Genomic DNA, 22,557 nt, shown 5'->3' with positions numbered 1-22,557 from the left:
CTTCTCCCTTTTAAGAAACGGGAATTTGATCGTTTTGCATCCATTCCTGGAGCGAGAACAACGTATTTGAATCAGCCGTACGTCCTTGAAGCATAACATCGAGCGTATTTAATTCTGTAATCACCGTTAGACGTTTTCCAAGTGCAGCAATCCGCTCTTCTTTCCCTTCTTTGAAACCAGGTTTCGGAAGACTGATTAGAGCGATAGCCTCTTTTTGATTAAGCCACTGCTCAAACTCATCACGCACAACTGTGAACCCGTGCTGTTCTAAAAGCTGTTGGTATGTCTCAAACTGTTCTTCATAATCCGAATGAATGTCGACATAGACCAAGCCTTTTGACTGATACAACGCTGGTTTTTGTCCTTGAGCCCAAGCAAAAGCTTTTTTGTAAGCCTCAGGAAGTGATGTGCTAATACTAATTAATTCACCTGTAGATTTCATCTCTGCTTCAAGTAAAGGATCGAGTCCAGATAATTTTAAGTAAGAGAATACAGGTGCTTTGACTGTAAAGAACGATTGCTCAGGCGCAAATCCAGGTGTTAATCCTAGTTCATTAATACTTGAGCCTAGAAGCAGCTGGACCGTTCCATCAATGAGTTGAACTCCGGTAACCTTACTGAAAATAGGAACCGTTCTTGATGCACGTGGATTAATCTCAATTACGTATAACTGATTTTGGTACAAAACAAATTGAACATTAAAGATTCCTTTAAAATTCATCCCATTTGCAATTTGTTTCGTATAAGCCAAAATCGTTGCTTTCACTTCATCTGATAATGAAAACGGCGGCGTTACTGCCATACTGTCTCCTGAATGTACACCTGCTTTTTCAACATGCTCAAAGATACCAGCTATATAGACATCGGAACCGTCTGTCAGCACATCTACCTCAAGTTCTTTTCCAGAATAGTATGCGTCTAATAGTAAAGGATAAAGAACGGTTTCTTCTTTATTCAAATATGCTTTAAGTTCTTCTTCTGTTGTACATATGAGCATCCCCTGTCCGCCAATCACGTAAGATGGACGAATTAATAAAGGATAGCCTAGCTTTTTGGCACGCGCTAGAGCGTCTTCTTTTGAGTCAGCTGTTTGCCCTGGAATATGCGGAACGTGTACATCATTCATAAAGCTGTAGAAACGGCCACGGTCTTCAAGCATATCAATTGTATCAAAACTTGTTCCGAAGACGTGCACGCCTGCAGCTTCTAGACCCTCTAAAAGGGAAATAGCCGTTTGACCCCCAAGCTGAATGATCACACCCTCAACATTTTCATGGTCTACTACTGCTAGCACGTCTTCAACCGTCAGCGGCTCAAAATAAAGACGATCTGCAGTCACATAATCCGTACTCACTGTTTCAGGGTTGTTGTTCATGATTATCGTTTCGTACCCTAACTTTCGCAGGCTATATGCACCATGAACGGAACAGTAGTCAAACTCAATTCCTTGCCCAATTCGAATAGGACCAGAACCTAGAATTAAGATCTTCTTGTTTGAGGAAGGAATGGCTTCATTCTCTCCGTCCCAGCTTGAATAATAATAAGCGGTGGACGCTGCAAACTCTCCAGCACATGTGTCTACCATCTTATAAGAAGGCTGTAAGTCATAGCTTTTACGTAGCTCTCTTACTTCAGACTCTTCAACATGCCAGCTGTCTGCTAAATGAGGATCTGTAAAGCCTAGCTTCTTGTACTGTAAAAGCTCTTCTTTTAAGACGCTTGTAAGCGACGTTTCTTTAATTTCATTTTCCGCTTTCACTAGACGGGCATACGCTTGAAGGAAATATGTGTTAATGCCTGTCGCACTAGCCATCTCTTCAACCGTTACACCTTGTCTAAGGAGCTCAAGCATAGAAAAGAATCTACGGTCGTCCGCTTCTTTTACAACCTGCCAATGCTGCTCAGTGGTCCAGTTCGCTAAGGCATTTAACGAAAGTCCTGAGGTTTTTAACTCAAGAGAGCGTATGGCTTTTTGCAAAGCTGCTTCTAAATGGCGCTCGATGGCCATGACTTCACCTGTTGCCTTCATTTGTGTACCTAACAAACGATTGGCTTGTGTGAACTTATCAAACGGCCAACGTGGAAACTTAACCACGACATAATCAAGTGCTGGCTCAAAGCTCGCATACGTATGACCGGTTACTGGGTTTTTAAGTTCATGAAGCAAGTAACCAATACTTAGTTTGGCAGCCATTCTGGCAATTGGATAACCTGTTGCCTTTGACGCAAGTGCAGAGGAACGGCTTACGCGTGGGTTAACCTCAATTAAATAGTATTGCTTACTATTCGGATCAAGCGCGAATTGAATGTTGCACCCACCAACGATTCCTAGTGCTCTGATAATTTTTACAGATACAGAGCGTAACATTTGATACTCAACATCCGTTAATGTCTGTGAAGGAGCGACAACAATCGAATCCCCAGTATGCACACCAACAGGATCAATGTTCTCCATATTACATACAGTAATACATGTGTCATTCGCATCACGCATTACTTCATATTCAATCTCTTTAAAGCCTGCAATACTCTTCTCAATTAAGCACTGATTGATTGGACTTAAGTCAAGACCACCTTCAACAATTTGAGCGAGAGCGCCTTGATCTTTAGCAATTCCTCCACCTGCTCCACCTAAAGTATAAGCAGGTCTAACAATAATCGGATATCCAACTTTATCCGCAAATGCTAAAGCTTCTTCAGCTGTTGTGACAATCTCACTTTCAGGTACAGGTTCGTTTAACTCATTCATTAATGAGCGGAACAAATCCCGATCCTCTCCCTTTTTAATGGAATCAATTGGCGTTCCTAAAAGCTCAACATCGTTTGCAGCAAGAATTCCTGAATCATGTAATTCAAGTGCTAAGTTTAGCCCCGTTTGGCCACCAAGTGTAGCAAGTAAGCCATCTGGTTTTTCTTTTTTTATGATTGCTTCAATGCTTTCAACCGTTAGTGGTTCAAAATAAACAACATCCGCACATGCATCATCTGTCATGACCGTTGCCGGGTTGTTATTCGCTAAAATGACTTTAATGCCTTCTTCTCTTAGCGCCATACACGCTTGTGTGCCGGCATAATCAAATTCCGCAGCCTGCCCGATAACGATGGGACCAGAACCTATGACTAATACCGACTGCAGATCGCCTTTCTTATACATACAAGCTTTCTCTCCCTTGACTCATCATCTCTTTAAATACGTTAAATAATGTTGCACTGTCACTTGGTCCAGGATGCGCTTCTGGATGGAATTGAACCGATAATACTGGCAATGACTTATGTTCAAGACCTTCAATCGAACCGTCATTTACATTAAAGAATCGTGCTTGAAGCTCTGTTTGTGTAAGCGAAGTCTCATTCACCACATAGCTATGGTTTTGAGAAGTCATATACACTTTATTTGTTTTCTGGTCAATCACTGGTTGATTGGCCCCTCTATGTCCAAAGTTTAGTTTTTCTGTATTCCCACCAAAAGCTAATGCTAAAAGCTGATGCCCTAAACAAATACCGAGCGTCGGATAATGTTCAGCCATTTTTCGGATTGTCGGAATATATGACGTTAATTGCTTTGGATTTCCAGGCCCATTTGAAAGTAAAATTCCATCTGGCTTTAATGCGTCAATCGCTTCAAAGGATGTATGATAAGGGACAACCGTTACTTGGTTACCACTAGCTACAAGCTCGTCAACAATAGACTTTTTATACCCAAAATCAACAAGTACGACATGCTGTTCTCCAGAACCAAAGGTTTGTTTTTCTTTTACCGCTACCGTTGATACAACATCCTGCTCTCCAAGTGGAAGCGATGCATTAAAATCAACTGCTTCAGGATTTGTCGTTAGAACTGCACGCATATCTCCGTTTTTTCGGATTCGCTTTACAATTGCTCGTGTGTCCACTCCCGTTAGATAAGGAATCTTTGCTTGGGTAAGACAATCTGACAAAGGTTGGTTGGCCTCATAGTGATGTCCTGTTTCATTTAATTCACTAATAAGTAAGGCCTCAGCTTGCGGTTTAAGACTTTCAAAGTCAGATTGATTAATCCCGTAATTACCGATTAACGGGTACGTAAACACGACCATTTGCCCTTTAAAGGAAGGATCACTTAATACTTCCTGATAGCCAGTCATGCCTGTAAAAAAGACGATCTCTGCGTGGACATCTTTACCTTCTTCTGCTCCAAATAATTGGCCGCTAAATGTTTCCCCTGTTTCAAGTACGACGTAGCCTTTCATGATACCCTCCCTGTTACATGTATATTTAATCTAAATTTTGTGTAAATATTCAATGATAACCACACTAAACGGTGGTTTTTTGATTAGTAACGACTTCTGCAAGAATGAACGCTGCTTTTTTTAGTTCCTCGTTAGTTGCTACAAGTGGTGGCAACAAGCGAATGACATTTGGTCCAGCTGGTAAAACCAACAACCCCTTTTCTCTAGCTTTGGTGATGTAGTCCACTACTGGCGCGTGACACTCTATTCCAGCAATTAGTCCTAATCCACGAACTTCCTTGACAACTGGTGATCCGTTCAGAGCTTCGTTCAAATAGTTTTCAAAAGCTTTCCCTTTATTCACTACTTCATTTAAGAAAGACTCATTAAAGACTTCTGTGAGTACCGCATTCACAACAGCCATTGCAAGTGGATTTCCCCCAAATGTTGAACCGTGACTTCCTGGTTGAAACGCTGATTTTAAGTGAGCTTTACCAATCAACGCACCGACAGGAAACCCATTTCCAAGTCCTTTCGCAACAGTAATAATATCTGGCGAAAGATTAAAATGTTCATAGCCAAATGCTTTCCCTGTACGCCCAATACCAGTTTGTACTTCGTCTACAATAAGAAGTAGAGAATGTTCGTTACATAAGGCTTGAAGACCCTCTGCAAATGTCGCGTCCATCACTCTGACGCCGCCCTCACCTTGAACAACCTCAACCATCACAGCTGCTGTTTCTTCCGTAACTAGGCTTTTAACAGACTCAAGGTCATTCAAATCTGCATAGCTGAAGCTCTCTAACATCGTGCCGTATCCTTCATGGATTTTCGCCTGACCAGTTGCGGCCATGCTTCCTAGCGTACGACCATGGAATGAGTTCTTTAAGCTGATAATATGTTGTTTGCCTGTGTGTTTACGAGCTAGCTTAATGGCAGCTTCGTTAGCCTCTGTTCCACTGTTACAGAAAAATACATAGTCACCGCCACTATTTTCCGCTAGGACTGAAGCTGCTTGTTCCTGACCGTCAATCTCAAACAAATTTGAGACATGCCATAACTGCTCAGCTTGTTTTTTTAAAGCATCAACAATCGTTGGATGACAGTGACCAAGATTACATACAGCAATTCCGCCGATAAAGTCCAGGTATTCTTTATCATTTGTATCGACTAATGTGGTGCCCTTTCCTGACTTAACATGGACATCCCATCTTTGATAAGTTGGAAATAATGAACTCATATGATCCCTTCTCTCTATTTTTTAGGAAACCGTTGGTGCAGTCTGTTTTACTATTTTTGTACCCGACAATCCATTTCCAGCAGAAAAGACAGCGTGCTTTCCGTTCACAATTCGCACAAATGGAAGGGATCCTTTTAAGCTATGCAAAGCTGCACGAACCTTTGGAATCATACCTCCATATATCACCCCATTTTGAATGAACTGATGAACTTCCTCTTCCGTGACTGTCGCAAGCGCTGCACCGTCTTTTAAAATGCCATCTACATCTGTCACAAAGATTAATTCGTTTGCTCCAAGTGCTTCTGCAATCGCTCCAGCTGCTGTGTCAGCATTCACATTAAAATGTGTGCCGTTCTCGTCTACTCCAATAGGAGCAATAACCGGGATCAACTGTTGATCAATTAATGTATGAATAAGATCAGCATTCACTTCAATTGGCTCACCGACATATCCTAGCTTCTCAACATTCACTGGTTTAACCATCAACAGATTCGCATCACATCCAGCTAACCCAATCGCTAATCCTTCACCTTCCTGCGTCCGCTTCACTAGCTGTTTATTTACTCGTCCACATAAGACCATTTCTACCGTATCCAAAACGACTGAGGTCGTTTTTCTAAGTCCATCTACAAATTCACTTTCAATTGAAAGCTGTTTAAGCATCTGATTAATGTCAGGACCTCCGCCATGAACAAGAACAGGATGCTTTCCTTCTTGTTTAAGCTTTGAGATGCTTTGAAAGAAGTCATCCGACAATTGCTCTAACGTACTTCCACCACATTTTATAACAACAATTCCAGACATCGATTGCACCTCCTCATTTATGTGCGGTAGCCTGCATTTATTCGAACATAATCATAGGTTAGATCACAGCCCCATGCTTTTCCGAACCCTTCTCCAACGTGTAAATCAACGTTAATAACAACCGTATCCTCATCTGTCATGTAAGCAGTTGCTTGTTCCTCTGAGAAAACAAGTGGCTGGCTTTGCAGGAGTGTCATTGTGCTTCCAATTGCGATATCAATCGTTTCAGGGTTAATTTTGCATTCACTGTAACCAATCGCACAAATGATTCTTCCCCAGTTTGCATCCTTACCGAATACAGCTGATTTTACGAGGTCTGAGCCAACAATTTGCTTGGCAACCTTTCCCGCTTCCTCGTCATTTAAGGCACCGTTGACCTGGACTTCAATTAGCTTGGTTGCTCCTTCACCGTCACGTGCAATTTGCTTTGAAAGAGATTCACAAGCAAGCTTTAATGCTTCGTAAAAGGAGGACCAATCGGGGTGATTTGGCGTTAGTGTATTGTTCCCTGCAAGTCCTGAAGCCATAACCACGGCCATATCATTTGTTGATGTATCACCATCTACTGTAATGCGGTTAAATGTCTGGTTCGTAATGCTAGACAATGCTTTTTGTAGCTCAACCGAATCAATCACAGCATCTGTTGTAACAAAAGAAAGCATTGTTGCCATGTTTGGATGAATCATTCCTGATCCTTTAGCAACACCACCAATAGAAATGGTCTGACCATCAATCACTGTTTGGAAGCAAGTTTGTTTCGTTGTTGTATCCGTTGTTAGAATTGCTTCATTAAATGATTGTGCCGCACCTTCAATAGATGTAGGCTCTAATTGTTTGATTCCATCGGTAATCTTTTCAATCGGTAAATATTCACCAATTACACCTGTCGAAGTAACAGCTACAAGATGCTCAGGGATGTTAAATTGCTGTGCTGAAGCATGACGCATTGTATAAGCATCCTTTAGCCCGCGTTGTCCTGTACATGCATTTGCATTTCCGCTATTCACAACTAATGCTTGGATTTTATTTTCTACCGCGATCGATTCCTGAGTCACTTTAAGTGGTGCTGCTTGAATTTGATTAAGAGTATAAACAGCCGCAACACTAGCTGGCACCTCACATAAAATGGCTCCAAGGTCTTTGCGCTTCCGTTTTAAACCAGCATGAATGCCTGCTGCCTGAAAGCCTTTTGGTGTAAGAATGGACCCTGTCTCGATCTGTTTCACTTGGTCTGTTTGTTTGGTTAAACTCATCTTTCTACTCCCCTTTATGGATAAACAGGAACGACATCAAGCCCTGTTGTCTCATCCCAACCGTTCATTACGTTCATATTTTGAATCGCTTGACCTGCTGCACCCTTGACCATGTTATCAATTACAGATACGATCGTTGCTCTCCCCGTTCGTTCATCATAAGATAATCCAATATCACAATAGTTACTTCCATATACTTCTCTTGTGGCTGGATAGTGATTTTCTTTTCGGATTCGTACAAACGGTGAGTCTTTATACACGTCATTGTATAATTGATGTAACTGCTCTTGACTGAAAGATTCATTTAATTGTACATACATGGTTGTCATAATACCTCGTACCATTGGTACAAGGTGCGTTTGAAATGTAATAGCACCAATACCCTCATTCCAGCGCTTAAGCTGTTGCTCAATCTCCGGTGTATGCTTGTGACTATTTACTTGGTATATCTTAAAGTTCTCACTCATCTCACTGAAGTGTGTCGCCGATGACGTTGATCTTCCCGCGCCAGATGTACCTGTTTTTGCATCAATAATAATTGAATTATGAACCACTAAATCTTTTTGAACGAGTGGTGCCAATCCAAGTAGTGCAGCTGTTGGGTAACAACCAGGATTAGCTATGATAGCAGCTGATTGCACCTCTTCTTTGGCCCATTCATTTAATCCATAGATTGCTAGATCAATTGTTTTTTGATCTGCTGCCTTCCGCTTATACCAGCTTTCGTAAATAGCCGGGTCCTCTAACCTAAGATCACCTGATAGATCAATGACTTTTGTTCCGTTCTTTGCTACCTGGTCCGTACTTTCTGCTGATACTCCGGGTGGTGTAGCCATGAATACTAAGTCCGTTTCTTGACTCACTACGTCTGGATCAAATGCTTTTAATGTTAAATTGTACACATCGGTTAAATGAGGATACGAATCACTAATATGTACGCCGTCTTTAGAAGATGTATATAGATGAATATCTTTTACTTTTGGATGGTTCTTCAATAAGCGGAGAAGCTCTGCCCCGCCATAGCCTGTAGCTCCAACAATTCCTATTCTCATCTAGCTCCCGCTCCGTTTCTATATCTCTCTGATTTTCTCTTGTGTTTCATTATAAATATGAATAAAAATAAATTCAACTGTATTTTTATTTTATTTTTAAAGAAAGACCAAAAAAGATTGTTACGCTAGATAGAAAAAGAGCGTAACTCGATTGGTATTAATCGGGTTACGCTCTTTTTTCATTAGAAAAGACGTGTAATATTCATTAAAGATGTATAAATATTTAATTTGTTTCGATCGCTTGCGCTAGATCTTCAATGTACTCTTCTTGATCTGTTTCCAATCCATCGTACTTACGAATAATATTGCCCTCAGGATCTACCAGGAAAAAAGCGGTTGTATGCAAAATATCTGAACTATCTTCTGCTTTCTCTAAACGAGACTTAAAAGAATCCAATGAAAATTGAACAATCTCTTCTTCTTCGTAGCCTGTAGCGAAAGTCCATGTTTCAAAATCAACACCTAGGTTTGTCCCGTACTGCTTAAGAAGCTCTGGGTTGTCTTGATTTGGATCAACTGTAAACGAAATGACCTTTACCGGAAGTCCCTCTTCAATCGCAGCAGCTTGAAGATTTTGTAGGTTAGGTGATAATAGTGGACAAACCGTTGAGCAATTAGTAAAAATCATATTAGCAAGCCAGTAATCGCCTTCAAAGTCAGAAACCTGAGTCGTTTCTCCCTCTTGATTTGTAAACTCAAGGTTCGTGACCTCCATTCCAGCTTCACTAATATCATAAGTAGAATTCGTTTCTTTGGCACCTATTTCATACACCCAACTGCATCCTGTTAACATTAGCACTAAAAAACCAAGCAATCCGTACTTCATTTAATTTGTCTCTCCTACCTTTTACAACGAAGGAATATCGCTTATGGTCATAGAACCTTCCTGTTGTTTTTCTTTTCGTAACCACTGCTTAAACACATAGCCAATTGTGATTCCATAGACAACCTCTTGCATAATCTTCATAAGAACACCAGCAAGCTGCTGATCCATTCTCGTATCCAGAAAAGCCAAAGGCGCCGACGGTCCATTAAACATGGATAGAGGAACCTCTGTTCCAGCTGGTAAACAATAGGACATGACATTTGCCCAAACAACAGGATCCGTGTACGTTGCATACATCGAAGTAGGAGCAAATATAATCAGCGCACAAGCAGGCGTAATTAGAATTCCATTTGCAAAGATGTATCCGATTCTTCTTAAATCCGACAATCGATAAGCACTCGGCAACGGAGCAAGCATATGCCACCACATTAACGCTGCAGCGAGTAATAATCCATACTGATATATACTATGTAGCATTGGTGATTGCATCAGACTATCAAACATAAAAGGGACATGATAGAATGAAAACAGGCCATTAAATAATAGAAGTGCTAAAATTGGATGACTAAAAAAACGAATGATTGGTTGAACCCCTTTATTTTTTAGCCATTCAGCCGCCCGTGAATAGACCCACTTAGGTAATCCTAAAAGCAGGAACGGAACAGCGACAAAGTAGGCGAGTACCATCTGCAGCATGTGAATGCTCATTACCATATGTCCTGCTAAATAGAATGGACTCCCCCATCCCCCATAAAGAGCTAGCATCCCTAAACCAAAATAGATTTTTTGCCGAAGTGATGTGTTTGAAAGAGTATGATGATGTCTTTGTTCATATTTAATTAGCCAACCATATACAATAGAAACAAGGATAATACCGACGATTAATTCTGGTGTCCAAAGTGCACGGAATGTAAACGTTGTCCACAAAGACTCCATGTTACGTCCCCCTTTACCGGGATATTCGTTTTCAAGATTCTTCATCTACTATACCACAAATGAAAACGTATCCGCAGGTTAATTTCGTGACAGTATGAAGACTAAAAATAGCAGACTACGTAGTAGAAAGGATTTTACCTATGCCATCGAAACATCTTATTGCAGTTGATCTTGACGGAACTCTATTAACAGATGATAAAACCATTTCCACACGCTCAAAGCAAGCCATTGAAAAAGCAAAGGCAGATGGACACATCGTTGCAATCTCAACAGGACGTCCTGTACGAGCTAGTCTCGCCTATTACCGAGAACTCGGTTTAACGAGTCCAATGGTTAATTTTAATGGTGCGTTTGTGCACCACCCTGATAACCCTTCCTTTGGTTCCTATCACAGTCCCCTAGACTTAAAAACAGCTAAAACCGTTATTGAGACCTGTGAGGCATTTCGCGTTAGTAATATTATGGTAGAAGTGATGGACGACTTTTACTTACGGTATAAAGATGAATTATTCGTAGAAGCCTTTACAGCGGGGCAGAACCCTATTGATTACGGTAATCTACTAAATATTCTTCAAGATGCACCGACCTCCGTCTTGATTCATCCTCAGGATAATCAAGCAGATTCTCTAAGAGACTTATTAAAAAAGGCGCATGCAGAAGTGATTGAACAAAGAGTCTGGGGTGCGCCTTGGAACATTATCGAAGTGATTCGCGCAGGTGTTAATAAAGCGGTTGGCTTACAACGAATCTCGGACTATTACGGTATTCCTCGTGAGCGAATTATTGCTTTTGGTGATGAAGATAATGATCTAGAAATGCTTGAATTCGCTGGACAAGGTGTTGCCATGGGTAATGCGATTCCCGAGCTTAAGTCTGTAGCAAACCATGTTACCTTAACAAACGAAGAAGATGGGATTGCAGAGTACTTGGAAGAAGCATTAAATCTTTCAGTTAAATAACTTCAAAAAACGAAACAGCACGGTTTTCAATCAGTGAAATATGATAAGATTTACTAGAGTAACGGACTTTAGGAGGATTCATATGATTGAAATTGTGGAAGTAGATAATCATGCAGATCAGCTTCTTCGCACTCAGATTGTTGATCTTTTAATGGAACAGATGCAATCAATCGGTCCAAAGGATGGACGACCTGAGTTAGAAGAAACAATCAACCGAGCGCTTGAGCCTGGTTCAAAAGCACACTTGTTTATTGCAATCAGCGAGCAGAATGGCGTCGTTGGTGCTGCCTTCCTCAATGTTGGATTAAGCCTTGGTAAGGGTGGCCAGTATATTTGGTTAAATGATCTGTTTGTCACAAAGGACTTTAGAAACAGAGGAATCGCCAAAAAGTTACTACTGCGCATCATCTACTGGGCAGAGCAAAAGAAAATCAAGGGGATTGAACTGGAAACCGGTAGAAATAACGAAGCAACAAAAGCACTTTATAACTCACTTGGATTTTATGATGTCATTTCTAAAAGGTACGGCTTTAGGTTTTAAGTAAATGCGAGAACGAGGCTGGACATAACTAAAAGTCAATTTGAAAAGGGCGAATGATTCGATTGCAGAATCATTCGCCCTTTTTGAATTTATATGAACAAGCGAGGGATTCTCCTGTAGCGAATGATTTGTTCTATTCGTGTTTTACTCGCTACATTTTCATGTTATATCCCGCCCTTGTTTTTTTGTTTCTAACTTCACTCCGTCCAAGAATAAATCCAAGCTGCCCATTTTTACGATAATTGGGTTTTTTGCGTCTTTTTTTTGCCTGATTTACATATGATGTAGCAAACTTAACAACTGTATTTGACGCTTGTAAAAGGGGTGTACACACTCATGAGAGACGCGTATTTTGATGTGGAGTTTACAGAAGTCTACATTGAGCTAACGAAAACGGCTCTTCATCAGTTTATTAAGCGCATGATGAGTCAGCACTATTCTCTCTTCTGGAGATACGATACCACCACCATTTTCTTAATGATCGAGATGGAAGATTATATTCATGAGCTTCCATTTGTACGTAATGCTTCGTTTTTAACATTATCTGCGGAGAGACTGAATATCTATGATGAAATCCTCGCTGCAGCTCTTGAGAAGCTACTACAATGTGAAAAAGGAAATGGCATCGTAAAACGGGCAGGAAAAGGCCCAATGTACATTACCTCATACCAAGCTGGGGACATTGAATCCATGATTGAAATTGATGGGAGTGAGAAGGTCATGATGAACCGGAATGGCTCGATGGTCCAGTATCGGGATGATGGAAAAGCTTTAGATCCTCGTACGATCTTTAACATGATGAATCTTGAAATTGATTATGTATTAATGGAACTCTTTGAATCACTTCAAGAAGAAAATGATAAAAACGTTACGCTCCATAAACAAAGATTAAAGCGCCTCATTAACAGACGTGAGCAAGTGAAGCAACTTCTATAACCTTCTCGCAAGCACAGATTCTGGTGCTTGCATTTTTTCGGACTCTCTCCTTACATATACCCAAAAATCCTCCCTACCTTTATTTCTCTTTCAGAAAAAGTTACAATAGAGAGATGCTTTAAGATAGATGAGGTGATACGCATGAAATTCCCTATCCATATCAATACTGAAGAGGTAGCAAGCAAGCTCCAGCCTTCAATTGCTTCAACCTATAAAAAGCTAGCCGCTTCTCGTTATTTTACGGCTAGTCACTTGGAGCTGCTTTCATCAGAGGCCAAGCATATCCTTCAAACCCACCACAGTGAATCAGGTATATGGGGGCATCTTCTTTATATTGAAGGTGTGTTTCAGCGATCGATTCAGTTTAATACAAACGATCAATCTCATAGAAGATTTGATCATTTCTATACATCACTTGAGGAAGACATAAATAAAGCGTTAGTGGAGCATAAAGATTCACAAGCCGTTCGTTCCTTTATGAGGCAGCTTGTCGTTCGATTGGAGCAGGATCAGCAGTATGAACATGCACCCTGGCCTTCTATCATTGAACAATGTATTCCTTTATTATCAGCAGGTCATTTGGAGCATTTAGATCAGACCCTTATATCTAGCTCATTACACAATGGCTCCTCAGCTTCTGTAAGATTAAAAAGCTATGTTACCCTGCTTGTTGGTAAAGAGAAACAAGCGCTTGATCAATTGCTTTCCTTTAAAACGAATTGGTCGGAGCAGCAGTTAACGATCCATTTTAAATGCTTAGAATCTCGTGAACGCTGGGATACGATTTTGCAGTGGTTGAAGCAGCTCTTTCCAACTAAAACAAAGAACAAATACGGATCGTTGCAGGCTTACGCTGATCGAAGTCATTCGCATTTAAATCAACATGGCGTATTTTTAACGGACGTATGGGATCGTTGGTTACTCGCACCTAGCTTTCAACGGTTTGCTGCACTGACAGCACATGAGAAAAAAGATAAAAAACAACAAATTGTTGACTATCTTCTCCCGAGACTCGAAGCGCAGCTACATCAAGCTCAAGCCGTTCAAGTCTATATTCGTCTCCTTCATGATCAGCAACGGTTTGATAAAGCAGCTGAGTATTTTCTAATGCATGAACGAAACCCATCGCGGTTACATGAAGATAAGGAAGCATTGCTTGAGGCGATGAAGACTTTTACGCCTGAGCTACTGAAACCGGTCTTTCACCAATTTGTTGTTCGGCTTGCTGAGAAGAAATCTAGAATACATTATGAGAAAGCAGCTTTTTATGTTTCTGAGCTTTTACAGGTGTATCAGCTTGATCAATCAGAAGCTCTTTTCTACGAATATTTAGAGCGACTCAAAGCGGAGTACAAAACGTATCGTGCGTTTATCAAGGAGCTGAATGTCATTCATGCGTAAAATGATTATTCATGGAGGATGGGTAAATTCGCATTTTTTTGTCTGGGCTGAGCAAACCAAAAAGTCCAGATTTGATCAAGTCGATAGCTTCAAGTACCCTTTCCTTTATTCACCTTTTGAATTAAAACTATTGCTTTACCAATACGACGCCCATTCCTTTTATGGCACGTTTGTGCGTACAGGGCAAGCTGTTCTGCAAGTACCTTTGCAAAACCGTCAAGTTCAATCACCAGCTGGAGATGCGACCGTTTATCAAGCAGACCAGCAAACAAAGCATTATCCATTTCCCATCGAAGGCATAAAGCTTACATCAGATGAGTTTGTTGCTCAGTTACCGTTAATAAAAACCTGGGCTGACCTACCCTATGTTGAGCTTGGTTACGATTTAAAGGTATGGATTGATCTCGCATATGAAGTGAAATCCTTAATTGGGAAAGGTCAATTTTTGCCCGCAGCGAACGGCACGTGGAAACTGAAAGAAAATGATATCCCGTTAAAATCTTGGACTGCTGCATTACCGAAAGTAAGCTTTTGCTTACATGCGGAACAGCCAAATAGCAAGGAAGAAGAAACAGATCGGCAGAAGGAAGAGCGCTTAGCCATAGCGTTACACACTATTGCAGACGCTTTTATTCGAGCGGTCATGAACAAGCCTAATGTCCAAGAATCATTTGAAGGCTGGCGTGAAAGTGTTGGTGAAAAGTGGAGGCCTTTAGTGCAGACACTTGCTTCCAATGCCATTAAACAAACGCCTGTTGTTCAACCTAAGGGTCGTTTTGAACAGGAACTTGGGACAAGTAAACAGACTCCTTTTCAAACAGCCCTTCGCATTGAAGAGCCAATTGAACCGACTGGAGACTGGAAAGTTAAGCTATGCCTAAGCGATCGCGAACACCCTACACATATTGTTGAAATGACAGATTTAGAAAAGGGAGAACATCCTTGGCGAATGAATCCAATTAGTCACCTTAAAATGGATGCAATCGCCATCTCGAAATCCGTTCCTTTCCTAGAACAAATGAGCTTAGCGAATGCAAGCATTCAACTTGATGCAGATGACATTTATCTCTTATGCACAACATATGATGGCACTCTTCAAGAATTAGGTGTGCACTTAATTGTTCCTAATTGGCTAAAACAGAAGCATTCTTTTAATGTAAACTTAGCTGTTGATACACCTAAACAACAAGATATCTACAGTGAACCACTACTAAATTGGGAGAATGTCGCTGATTTTACGTATACGATTGCCATTGGAGATGTGGTTCTTTCATCTGAAGACTTTACTCAGTTTGTCGAAGAGAAAAGACCATTCATTTATCAAAATGGTCAATGGGTTGCGTGGGACCCTTCTATGGCAAAGAAGCTTGAATCGTATCTTGAGAAGCTCGACCATCAAGCAACCTACCTTGATACCCTTCTACTTGATGAAGCAGTAGGTGAGGACGAACTGGATCTTGATGTTGAATGGGAAATTGAGTGGCAGGAAGAGATGAAAGAACGACTCACAAGAGTGTATCAGGAGGAACCTCCTCTCATCACCTTACCAGAGGCGTTTCCTGGGGAGCTAAGAGAATATCAACATAAGGGAGTCTCTTGGCTTACTCACTTACGTCGAGCCGGATTTGGAGGCGTCTTAGCTGATGATATGGGCCTTGGAAAATCGATTCAAACCTTAGTGTATATGTTATATGTGAAAGAAGCACAAAAACAGGCTAAAACCGATCATTCAGAGCCTTTTCTGTTAATCTGTCCGACATCTCTTTTATATAATTGGGCACACGAAGCCGAGCAATTTGCCCCATCTTTAAGAGTGTTCATTCATCATGGGCAAACGCGAATAACGCAGCTTCTAGAAAGCGAAGAACTTGAACAATGGGACTTGGTGCTAACATCTTATCAGCTCGCTGTGCGAGACGCAGAAGCATTTCAAACCATTCACTGGAATGGAATGATTCTTGATGAAGCACAACACATCAAAAACGTAGATACAAAACAGCGAAGAGTGATTAAGCAGTTTAAGGCAAACCACATCATCGCTTTAACTGGAACGCCTATTGAAAACCGTTTAAGAGAGCTTTGGTCTTTAATGGATGTAACGAATCCAACACTTCTCGGACGCTACAATGCGTTTTCAAATCAATTTATTAAAAAGATTGAGAAAGAAAAAGATTCCGAGCGACTGGAACAGCTCCAGGCTACGATTCGTCCATTTATCCTAAGACGCAAGAAGGATGATCTAACGCTTCAATTAAACTTACCAGAAAAGAAGGAACAGCTTCATCACGTACATCTCTCCCTTGAACAGGCAGCTTACTATCAAGCCGTGGTAGAGGAAGTGTCAAAACAGCTTCATGAGGTTTCCAATATGGAACGTCGTTCACTTATTCTAAGAAGTTTAACGAGGTTAAAGCAGATTTGTAATCACCCTGCTCATTTCTTAAAAACACGAGATATGGATGCTCATGAGTCTGGTAAATGGGATGAGTTTTTGCGAATCATTGACTCAATCCAAGCACGTGGAGAAAAAGTATTAATCTTTACTCAATACAAAGAGATGGGCTCTCTGATTACACAGGAGCTGGAAACGCGCATGAATCATCCGGTTCCATTCCTACATGGAAGTCTCACGCGAGCTATGAGGCAAGCCTTAATTACTGATTTTCAGACAAATGAACAAACATCAGCCTTTGTGCTTTCCCTTAAGGCTGGAGGTGTTGGCTTAAATTTAACAGCTGCAACTCACGTTATTCATTACGACCGCTGGTGGAATCCCGCAGTAGAGAATCAAGCAACGGACCGTGCGTTTCGAATTGGTCAAACCTCTGATGTAACCGTGCATAAGCTAATTACAACAGGTACGGTAGAGGAACGAATTAATCGAATGCTTGTCTCAAAACAAACGCTTGCCGATGAGATTTTATCGTCAGAGGCCGCACAATTTACGGAAATGACGGATGATGAGGTCTTACAGCTTATTCGTTTAACCAAAGACTAAAGGAGCAATCAATTGATGGATCCTCTATTTGAAGAGTATTGGCATGGCCAGAAAAAATCACTTGAACCCATTTCCACAGACGTGATACAAACAGACGATGAAGAAGGCAAAGCCTGGACTACATTTAAACAGGCCGTTCAAAAAGCGATCAAATCTGAATCAACGACGGATTAAAAAAAGCTCTGGCTCATGGGTATTCCATGAATCAGAGCTTTTTCTTATGACTTCGTAATATCAACGTCAATCGTTGTCGTTGGTAGTTCAACTTCGTTTTGAGGCTTGCCTACTATTTCAGCTGACAACGTATAGTGACCCTCTTCTAGATCAGCTACAGAAATAGATTCTTGAAACTTCTGTGTTCCCCCTGTTTCAATCTCCTCTTCGATTAACGCCATGGTAAACATCATGCCTTCCGAAAATCGATATACTTCTTCATCCGATTCATCAGTTAAAACAAGCTCATACGTTTGCGAGCTAGGATAGATCAGTGTTTGCACTTCGTCTGTTTTATTCGTTAACAGCATGTCCACACGCAGCTGCTCACTTTCTTGTACGGCTTGTACCTCAAGCTGCCAGCCATTCATTTCTTCCACTCCTTGTTGATTTGATTCGTTCTCATCAGGTGCCTCTGCTTCTTGCCCGCAAGCGGTTAAAGATAATAGAAATCCTAAAACAAGTATGGACGTAAGTGTTTTGAACATGATGTTCACTCCCTATTGTTTATTGAATAATCCGTAGACGCTTGCTGTTTCAACAATATTCGTAAATGCTTCGGGATCAACATCATTAATAATCGTCTTAAGGTCATACAGCTCATAACGAGTTAACACGATAAACAATACTTCTTTGTCATCAGAGGTATATCCTCCTTTTGCGGGAACTCTCGTGATCCCTCGAACCAAGCGTTCATGAATGGCCGCTCTAAGCTCCTCTGCATGATTGGTTACAATCATTGCTGTAAGCTTAACATATCGAGTATGGATCGCATCAATCACCCTAGACGTAACATACAACGCTACTAACGTATATAACGCCTTTTCTGGATCAAATAAGACACCTGCCGCCAGAACAATTAAGCTATTCAACACAAAGAAATAAATACCTACAGGGCGATCACTGTACCTAGCAAGGACAAGGGCAATAATATCCAAGCCACCAGATGAGGCACCCCATCGTAGCATCAAGCCAGCACCAACTGCTCCAAGAACTCCCCCAAACACCGCGTTTAAAAGAATATCCTGAGAGAAGGCATACTCAGGTAGAACTTCTAAAAAGAAAGAGGTGATAGCTACACTAATAAAACTATAAATGGTAAAGCTTTTCCCTACCTTCATCCATCCCAAAATGGCAACCGGAATATTTAATAAGAATAACAGCAATCCGGTTGAAAGATCAAATAGGGATGCAATCAGTTGAGATACACCTGTAAATCCACTTGCAAACACATCTGCAGGTATCAAAAAGAAATTTAATGAAGCGGCAAGCAACGCAGAGCCAATAATAATAATAATCATTTTTTGGACTTCTTTAATCATTCATACACCTCTTGTTTTATCACCCATATACCTCTCCTTATAATAAGTGAGAGGTAAACCAGTCTGTTAATTGGAAAATAGCCTTTCTAGATACAGCATGCCCAGTTTCTTTTTCTGTATAAAGGACCAGCCGTTCTGGAAAAAGCTCATAATTATGAAATAGTTCGTTATATAATGTCGTAGAATAACGAGCAGGAACAACCTGGTCCGCTTCCCCGTGCCAGATCATCAAAGGTCTTCCGTTTAATGTGTGAAGTTGCGTGGATAAATCAAAGGTTCTAAGCCTTGCTAACGTTTCATTCACCTGGACCTCTGGTACTTGAAATCCTTGACTCTTCATATGTTCAATTTGCATCATTGCAAAGTGTTCATAATATGCACTTCCCATTAAGCTCACAGCCGAGTGTATCCACTCATATTGACTTAATGCGCCGTACGTCGTAATTCCACCCATTGATGTTCCAGCAACTCCAATTCGACTTGGGTCAATCAGCCCTTTTGCTACAAAGTGCTCTTTTAATTTATCTAGCTCTTGGATTGAGTTCATGACGATATCCCAAAGAAGAATGGTTCGTTGCATTCCTGTTATACTTGCTTCTCTTTCTCCGTGATGTAGAGCATCGGGCAAGATCACACGGAAGCCTTTTTGAGCAAGCTGATATGCAATATGTAAATTTTGATCTTTAGCACTTGTTAGCCCATGAAAGAAAAAAACAACAGGCTGATTTGACTGCTGAAGAAGTGATTCCTCCGCAACGTGCAAGAGTGGAATATCATCTACTTGTTCTCTCACGATTGAAATCATGGTCACATTTCTCCTTTTTGATAATGACAGGGGCTGCGAATCGCATTAAATAGCAGCAGAAAGAAACTCACGTACACAGTGTTACATCCGCCTATTTTTAAAAGCCCTCGCTAGTCTACTAAAAATACGAACGGCAAATGATTCAATTGCAGAATCATTTGCCTTTTTTGATTGATTTCAAGTTTGTACCTGCCGCTTACTCACTTAAGTTGTTTTTGTTGCTCTTCATTGTAGCGCTGTACACTATACAATGCACCTTCGCCTACCATTTTACTATCCTCTGATTTCGGATCCGGATTCCCTAATTGTTCATCCTTTTTGGTTTGGTCTGGTGTCATTTTATCAGATACTTTAGCGTACGAATCTTTCATAACCTTTGAAACTTGTTTACGACGTGACTCATCATTTAACCAGATGACCGCTCCACTTACTGCTCCTGCTACAGCTGAAGCGACAAGCCATTTTTTTACTCCCATCACTTACTCTCCCCTTCCTTTTCTTATTTAATATATTTTCCTATTCGACTCGTAATTAAACATCAATTCTTACTTTCGGTCTTTGTAGAGCTCGTCTGTTTGTTTTACAATCCATTCGAGTCCTTCTTTTACTTCACCTTGCCATGACAGCATACCGCCAGCAAAGTTTCGAACATTCAACATCCCTTGCTCTTTTAAATAGCGCGCAACGTTTTGACTTCGCTTTCCACTTCTGCAAATAAACACATAAGAAGACGTACGGTCAAAATCATCTGCAAAGCTAGGGATTGTATTCATTGGAATGAGCGGAACCCCCGGAATATGTCCTTCTTCATATTCATCCAATTCACGAACGTCAATTAAGATTGGTTCCTTTGCGCCAGTTAAAATAAGCTCACGTAACTCTTCTTGGTCAATCTGTACAATTCCATCTTCTTCAAACGACATACTCTCACCCTCAAATTCTTTTTTTATAGTGTACGAAAGTGCCTCTATCAAGTCAATCAACGGGTTTTCTTCTATTTAGCTTAATCAAACGATACGTATGCGAAACAACCACTTTACCAACAGCATAGGTCGGAACGGCGAGTAGCAACCCAAGTAGACCAGCAAAACGGCTTGCTGCAAGTAATAGAAAAATAATCGTAACCGGATGGATATTTAATTGACGACCCATAATCTGTGGAGAGATTAGATTACTTTCAATTTGTTGAATGATAAGTACCCCAACAATAACGGCAACCACCATAAATGGTGAATCAAAAATCGCAACGATCACCGCAGGAGCCGTACCGATCCACGGTCCGATAAAAGGGATCACATTCGTTAGCATAGCGACAATTGCAAGCACGAGCGCATATTCTATACCGATACTTAAGTATAAAATTAAGCAAAGAACCCCTACACATACACTCACTAATATTTGTCCTTGAAGATAGGAGCTTAATGCATTATCCATATCTGAAAGGATACGTCTAGCTTCTTCTCGTTGTTTTGAAGGAATAAATTTCAAAAGAAAAGCAGGTGCCTTATCTCCTTCTTTAAGAAGGTAGAATAAGACAAACGGGACAATGACTAACACAATAACCACATTAGCAATTGCACCAACAATCTTAGCGATGTTTGACCCAATTGCACTGACGTATCCCTCTAAATTACCCGTAAATTGCTCAACTAGATCATTAAAGGAATTCTCATTTGATTCCTGGAATCGTTGAACGTACTCATTCTCTTGTAATTGCAGAAGCATATCCTGCCCTTGATTTATGTAGCTTGGAACATTATCAATAAAACTTTGAGTTTGTTTTTGAATTTCCGGACCTACGAGTAGAACACTTCCTGTTCCAAGGCCAATTAATGCAAGAAAAACAATTAAAATGGACAATCCTCTTGGAACCTTCTTACTAAGAAGATTTACGAGTGGCCTCATTAAATAATAGAACACACCTGCTATTGCAATCGGTGCAAACAAGGTTCTAATTAATAAAGAAATCGGTTGAAAAATGAAATCTACTAGTGAAGCTAGATAAATGATAATTAAAACAAGAGCAATACCAAGCCCCACTCTAAAAAATTTCGACTGAACCATATCGGGCAAATTCCTTCCTGCAACGTTTTTTTAAGTATATCATTCTTGATCTGACAACTGAAATGAGAACCTAAGTGTTTTTTATAGAATATTATGGACCGGCAATAAATATGTTTGAAGCTCTCTAGCTATTCCCTAAAAATACAGGAAAAAACGAGCGTGGGACATAACAGTAAATGACTCACGAAAACACGAACATAGCAATATATCCGCTACAGGAGAATCCTTCGCACCCACAAGAACGGCCTCAGCCCTTTCCGCGGTAAAAGCTACGCTACAGTGTCTTCACCGCGTTCTGTTCCGTAGGAGTCTCAGGTTCTCCTTCCGCTTGTTTCGCAAAAAACACAAAAAAGCGAATGATTCGCTCATTGAATCATTCGCCTTTTTCTCATTTATTTTGAGTTATGTCCCAAGCTCGTTTACTTACGATTATGTAAGTGTAAATGTGTGCTCTGGAAATGCTTCTTCTAGTTCTTTCACGATTTCTTCGTCGTCAAGTTCATCTGCAAATTCAGCATATGTATCCGTGAATCGCTCTTGATAATAACCAAGCATATCAATGGCTCGGTTAAAAACAACCAGTGAATCATGTTCTCGTGCATAATTCACTACTGCCTGATAATCTGTCGTATCAACCGTTACAAATAATTGATGATCACCGCTTGATAACTCAATCTTAAAAGGTCGCTGTTCATATTCATTAATGACAAAAGCTCTAGGTACCGATAAAGATCTCGCTTGCTTATCTGTCACTTGCTCTAAGGATGTTCCCGTTACAAAGTAATCTTCTTCATAAGCCACAGGGACTAACGAATTGAGCTGAATATACGAAGCAAGAGCGAATGCACTTAGTAAAATTGAAATCAGATGGTCATGCTTTTTTGATCTCTTTTTTATAAATTTGGGTAAAAAGATACTTCCTACTATTATAAGAGATAGCAATATACCAACTAAAATGATTTGAAATGTTAATTCTGATAAGACAACCACTAAACTCTT

21 protein-coding genes are annotated in these 22,557 nt (G+C 40.6%); 6 read left to right on the top strand and 15 right to left on the bottom strand.

The window, feature by feature from the left end:
• Window positions 1-10: 10 nt before the first annotated feature.
• The 8 genes from JNO66_RS16675 to ctaG form a co-directional block, all read right to left on the bottom strand.
• The gene (locus JNO66_RS16675) at window positions 11-3,154 is read right to left on the bottom strand and encodes a carbamoyl phosphate synthase large subunit (protein ID WP_203090121.1); all 3,144 of its coding nucleotides are present in this window, start codon (window positions 3,152-3,154) and stop codon (window positions 11-13) included.
• Complete coding sequence (locus JNO66_RS16670) at window positions 3,147-4,229, bottom strand: carbamoyl phosphate synthase small subunit (RefSeq protein WP_203090118.1); 1,083 nt, start codon at window positions 4,227-4,229, stop codon at window positions 3,147-3,149. Before JNO66_RS16670 ends, JNO66_RS16675 begins: the two co-directional genes overlap by 8 nt.
• 64 nt (window positions 4,230-4,293) lie before the next feature.
• The gene (locus JNO66_RS16665) at window positions 4,294-5,448 is read right to left on the bottom strand and encodes an acetylornithine transaminase (protein WP_203090115.1); all 1,155 of its coding nucleotides are present in this window, start codon (window positions 5,446-5,448) and stop codon (window positions 4,294-4,296) included.
• A gap of 21 nt (window positions 5,449-5,469) precedes the next feature.
• Window positions 5,470-6,252 carry an acetylglutamate kinase gene (gene argB, locus JNO66_RS16660; protein ID WP_203090112.1) on the bottom strand — a complete coding sequence of 261 codons (783 nt, stop codon included), beginning with the start codon at window positions 6,250-6,252 and terminating at the stop codon, window positions 5,470-5,472.
• A 17-nt stretch (window positions 6,253-6,269) separates the two neighbouring features.
• The gene (gene argJ, locus JNO66_RS16655; protein ID WP_203090108.1) at window positions 6,270-7,505 is read right to left on the bottom strand and encodes a bifunctional glutamate N-acetyltransferase/amino-acid acetyltransferase ArgJ; all 1,236 of its coding nucleotides are present in this window, start codon (window positions 7,503-7,505) and stop codon (window positions 6,270-6,272) included.
• Between the two features lie 14 nt (window positions 7,506-7,519).
• Window positions 7,520-8,557 (bottom strand): N-acetyl-gamma-glutamyl-phosphate reductase, encoded by a 1,038-nt coding sequence (argC, locus tag JNO66_RS16650; protein ID WP_203090105.1) that lies wholly within the window; start codon window positions 8,555-8,557, stop codon window positions 7,520-7,522.
• A 223-nt stretch (window positions 8,558-8,780) separates the two neighbouring features.
• Window positions 8,781-9,383, bottom strand: a complete 603-nt coding sequence (locus tag JNO66_RS16645; RefSeq protein ID WP_203090102.1) for an SCO family protein — start codon at window positions 9,381-9,383, stop codon at window positions 8,781-8,783.
• 21 nt (window positions 9,384-9,404) lie between these two features.
• Complete coding sequence (ctaG, locus tag JNO66_RS16640; protein WP_203090098.1) at window positions 9,405-10,319, bottom strand: cytochrome c oxidase assembly factor CtaG; 915 nt, start codon at window positions 10,317-10,319, stop codon at window positions 9,405-9,407.
• Between the two features lie 140 nt (window positions 10,320-10,459).
• Between ctaG and JNO66_RS16635 the strand changes: the two genes are divergently transcribed.
• The 6 genes from JNO66_RS16635 to JNO66_RS16610 all read left to right on the top strand — a co-directional run bounded on the left by JNO66_RS16635 (window position 10,460) and on the right by JNO66_RS16610 (window position 17,328).
• Complete coding sequence (locus tag JNO66_RS16635) at window positions 10,460-11,278, top strand: Cof-type HAD-IIB family hydrolase (protein ID WP_203090095.1); 819 nt, start codon at window positions 10,460-10,462, stop codon at window positions 11,276-11,278.
• 82 nt (window positions 11,279-11,360) lie between these two features.
• Window positions 11,361-11,819 (top strand): GNAT family N-acetyltransferase, encoded by a 459-nt coding sequence (locus JNO66_RS16630; protein ID WP_203090093.1) that lies wholly within the window; start codon window positions 11,361-11,363, stop codon window positions 11,817-11,819.
• A gap of 336 nt (window positions 11,820-12,155) precedes the next feature.
• A complete protein-coding gene (locus JNO66_RS16625; protein WP_203090091.1) occupies window positions 12,156-12,755 on the top strand; it encodes a hypothetical protein in 600 nt (199 codons plus the stop codon).
• Between the two features lie 141 nt (window positions 12,756-12,896).
• Entirely contained in the window at window positions 12,897-14,156 is a 1,260-nt protein-coding gene (locus JNO66_RS16620; protein ID WP_203090088.1) for a hypothetical protein, read from the top strand.
• A complete protein-coding gene (locus JNO66_RS16615) occupies window positions 14,149-17,154 on the top strand; it encodes a DEAD/DEAH box helicase (RefSeq protein ID WP_203090085.1) in 3,006 nt (1,001 codons plus the stop codon). The genes JNO66_RS16620 and JNO66_RS16615 overlap by 8 nt, the downstream gene beginning before the upstream one ends.
• A gap of 15 nt (window positions 17,155-17,169) precedes the next feature.
• Window positions 17,170-17,328: a hypothetical protein gene (locus JNO66_RS16610; RefSeq protein ID WP_203090081.1), complete on the top strand. Its 159-nt coding sequence runs from the start codon at window positions 17,170-17,172 to the stop codon at window positions 17,326-17,328.
• 44 nt (window positions 17,329-17,372) lie between these two features.
• Here JNO66_RS16610 and JNO66_RS16605 read toward each other — a convergent pair whose 3' ends face one another.
• From JNO66_RS16605 to JNO66_RS16575, 7 genes are all read right to left on the bottom strand, one after another.
• Window positions 17,373-17,855 carry a BsuPI-related putative proteinase inhibitor gene (locus tag JNO66_RS16605; protein WP_203090078.1) on the bottom strand — a complete coding sequence of 161 codons (483 nt, stop codon included), beginning with the start codon at window positions 17,853-17,855 and terminating at the stop codon, window positions 17,373-17,375.
• Between the two features lie 12 nt (window positions 17,856-17,867).
• Window positions 17,868-18,689 carry a YitT family protein gene (locus JNO66_RS16600; RefSeq protein WP_203090075.1) on the bottom strand — a complete coding sequence of 274 codons (822 nt, stop codon included), beginning with the start codon at window positions 18,687-18,689 and terminating at the stop codon, window positions 17,868-17,870.
• 37 nt (window positions 18,690-18,726) lie between these two features.
• Window positions 18,727-19,494: an esterase gene (yjfP, locus tag JNO66_RS16595; protein WP_203090072.1), complete on the bottom strand. Its 768-nt coding sequence runs from the start codon at window positions 19,492-19,494 to the stop codon at window positions 18,727-18,729.
• A gap of 200 nt (window positions 19,495-19,694) precedes the next feature.
• Complete coding sequence (locus JNO66_RS16590) at window positions 19,695-19,970, bottom strand: hypothetical protein (RefSeq protein WP_203090069.1); 276 nt, start codon at window positions 19,968-19,970, stop codon at window positions 19,695-19,697.
• Window positions 19,971-20,039: 69 nt separating this feature from the next.
• The gene (locus tag JNO66_RS16585; protein WP_246483326.1) at window positions 20,040-20,477 is read right to left on the bottom strand and encodes a rhodanese-like domain-containing protein; all 438 of its coding nucleotides are present in this window, start codon (window positions 20,475-20,477) and stop codon (window positions 20,040-20,042) included.
• Window positions 20,470-21,558, bottom strand: coding sequence for an AI-2E family transporter (locus JNO66_RS16580; RefSeq protein ID WP_203090066.1), 1,089 nt, complete (start codon window positions 21,556-21,558; stop codon window positions 20,470-20,472). The genes JNO66_RS16585 and JNO66_RS16580 overlap by 8 nt, the downstream gene beginning before the upstream one ends.
• Before the next feature lie 429 nt (window positions 21,559-21,987).
• The gene (locus JNO66_RS16575; protein WP_203090063.1) at window positions 21,988-22,548 is read right to left on the bottom strand and encodes a hypothetical protein; all 561 of its coding nucleotides are present in this window, start codon (window positions 22,546-22,548) and stop codon (window positions 21,988-21,990) included.
• Between the last annotated feature and the right edge of the window lie 9 nt (window positions 22,549-22,557).

It is taken from the genome of Alkalicoccobacillus gibsonii, assembly GCF_016798245.1.
Taxonomy (GTDB): domain Bacteria; phylum Bacillota; class Bacilli; order Bacillales; family Bacillaceae_D; genus Alkalicoccobacillus; species Alkalicoccobacillus gibsonii.
The sequence above is the reverse complement of the archived record's forward strand: the minus strand, read 5'-3'. Positions and strand labels throughout refer to the sequence as shown.

What these genes read in the sequence shown, in the direction of transcription:
- JNO66_RS16675 (WP_203090121.1), bottom strand. Translation starts at nt 3,154, where the DNA reads ATGTATAAGAAAGGCGATCTGCAGTCGGTATTAGTCATAGGTTCTGGT.
- JNO66_RS16670 (WP_203090118.1), bottom strand. Translation starts at nt 4,229, where the DNA reads ATGAAAGGCTACGTCGTACTTGAAACAGGGGAAACATTTAGCGGCCAA.
- JNO66_RS16665 (WP_203090115.1), bottom strand. Translation starts at nt 5,448, where the DNA reads ATGAGTTCATTATTTCCAACTTATCAAAGATGGGATGTCCATGTTAAG.
- argB (WP_203090112.1), bottom strand. Translation starts at nt 6,252, where the DNA reads ATGTCTGGAATTGTTGTTATAAAATGTGGTGGAAGTACGTTAGAGCAA.
- argJ (WP_203090108.1), bottom strand. Translation starts at nt 7,505, where the DNA reads ATGAGTTTAACCAAACAAACAGACCAAGTGAAACAGATCGAGACAGGG.
- argC (WP_203090105.1), bottom strand. Translation starts at nt 8,557, where the DNA reads ATGAGAATAGGAATTGTTGGAGCTACAGGCTATGGCGGGGCAGAGCTT.
- JNO66_RS16645 (WP_203090102.1), bottom strand. Translation starts at nt 9,383, where the DNA reads ATGAAGTACGGATTGCTTGGTTTTTTAGTGCTAATGTTAACAGGATGC.
- ctaG (WP_203090098.1), bottom strand. Translation starts at nt 10,319, where the DNA reads ATGGAGTCTTTGTGGACAACGTTTACATTCCGTGCACTTTGGACACCA.
- JNO66_RS16635 (WP_203090095.1), top strand. Translation starts at nt 10,460, where the DNA reads ATGCCATCGAAACATCTTATTGCAGTTGATCTTGACGGAACTCTATTA.
- JNO66_RS16630 (WP_203090093.1), top strand. Translation starts at nt 11,361, where the DNA reads ATGATTGAAATTGTGGAAGTAGATAATCATGCAGATCAGCTTCTTCGC.
- JNO66_RS16625 (WP_203090091.1), top strand. Translation starts at nt 12,156, where the DNA reads ATGAGAGACGCGTATTTTGATGTGGAGTTTACAGAAGTCTACATTGAG.
- JNO66_RS16620 (WP_203090088.1), top strand. Translation starts at nt 12,897, where the DNA reads ATGAAATTCCCTATCCATATCAATACTGAAGAGGTAGCAAGCAAGCTC.
- JNO66_RS16615 (WP_203090085.1), top strand. Translation starts at nt 14,149, where the DNA reads ATGCGTAAAATGATTATTCATGGAGGATGGGTAAATTCGCATTTTTTT.
- JNO66_RS16610 (WP_203090081.1), top strand. Translation starts at nt 17,170, where the DNA reads ATGGATCCTCTATTTGAAGAGTATTGGCATGGCCAGAAAAAATCACTT.
- JNO66_RS16605 (WP_203090078.1), bottom strand. Translation starts at nt 17,855, where the DNA reads ATGTTCAAAACACTTACGTCCATACTTGTTTTAGGATTTCTATTATCT.
- JNO66_RS16600 (WP_203090075.1), bottom strand. Translation starts at nt 18,689, where the DNA reads ATGATTAAAGAAGTCCAAAAAATGATTATTATTATTATTGGCTCTGCG.
- yjfP (WP_203090072.1), bottom strand. Translation starts at nt 19,494, where the DNA reads ATGATTTCAATCGTGAGAGAACAAGTAGATGATATTCCACTCTTGCAC.
- JNO66_RS16590 (WP_203090069.1), bottom strand. Translation starts at nt 19,970, where the DNA reads ATGGGAGTAAAAAAATGGCTTGTCGCTTCAGCTGTAGCAGGAGCAGTA.
- JNO66_RS16580 (WP_203090066.1), bottom strand. Translation starts at nt 21,558, where the DNA reads ATGGTTCAGTCGAAATTTTTTAGAGTGGGGCTTGGTATTGCTCTTGTT.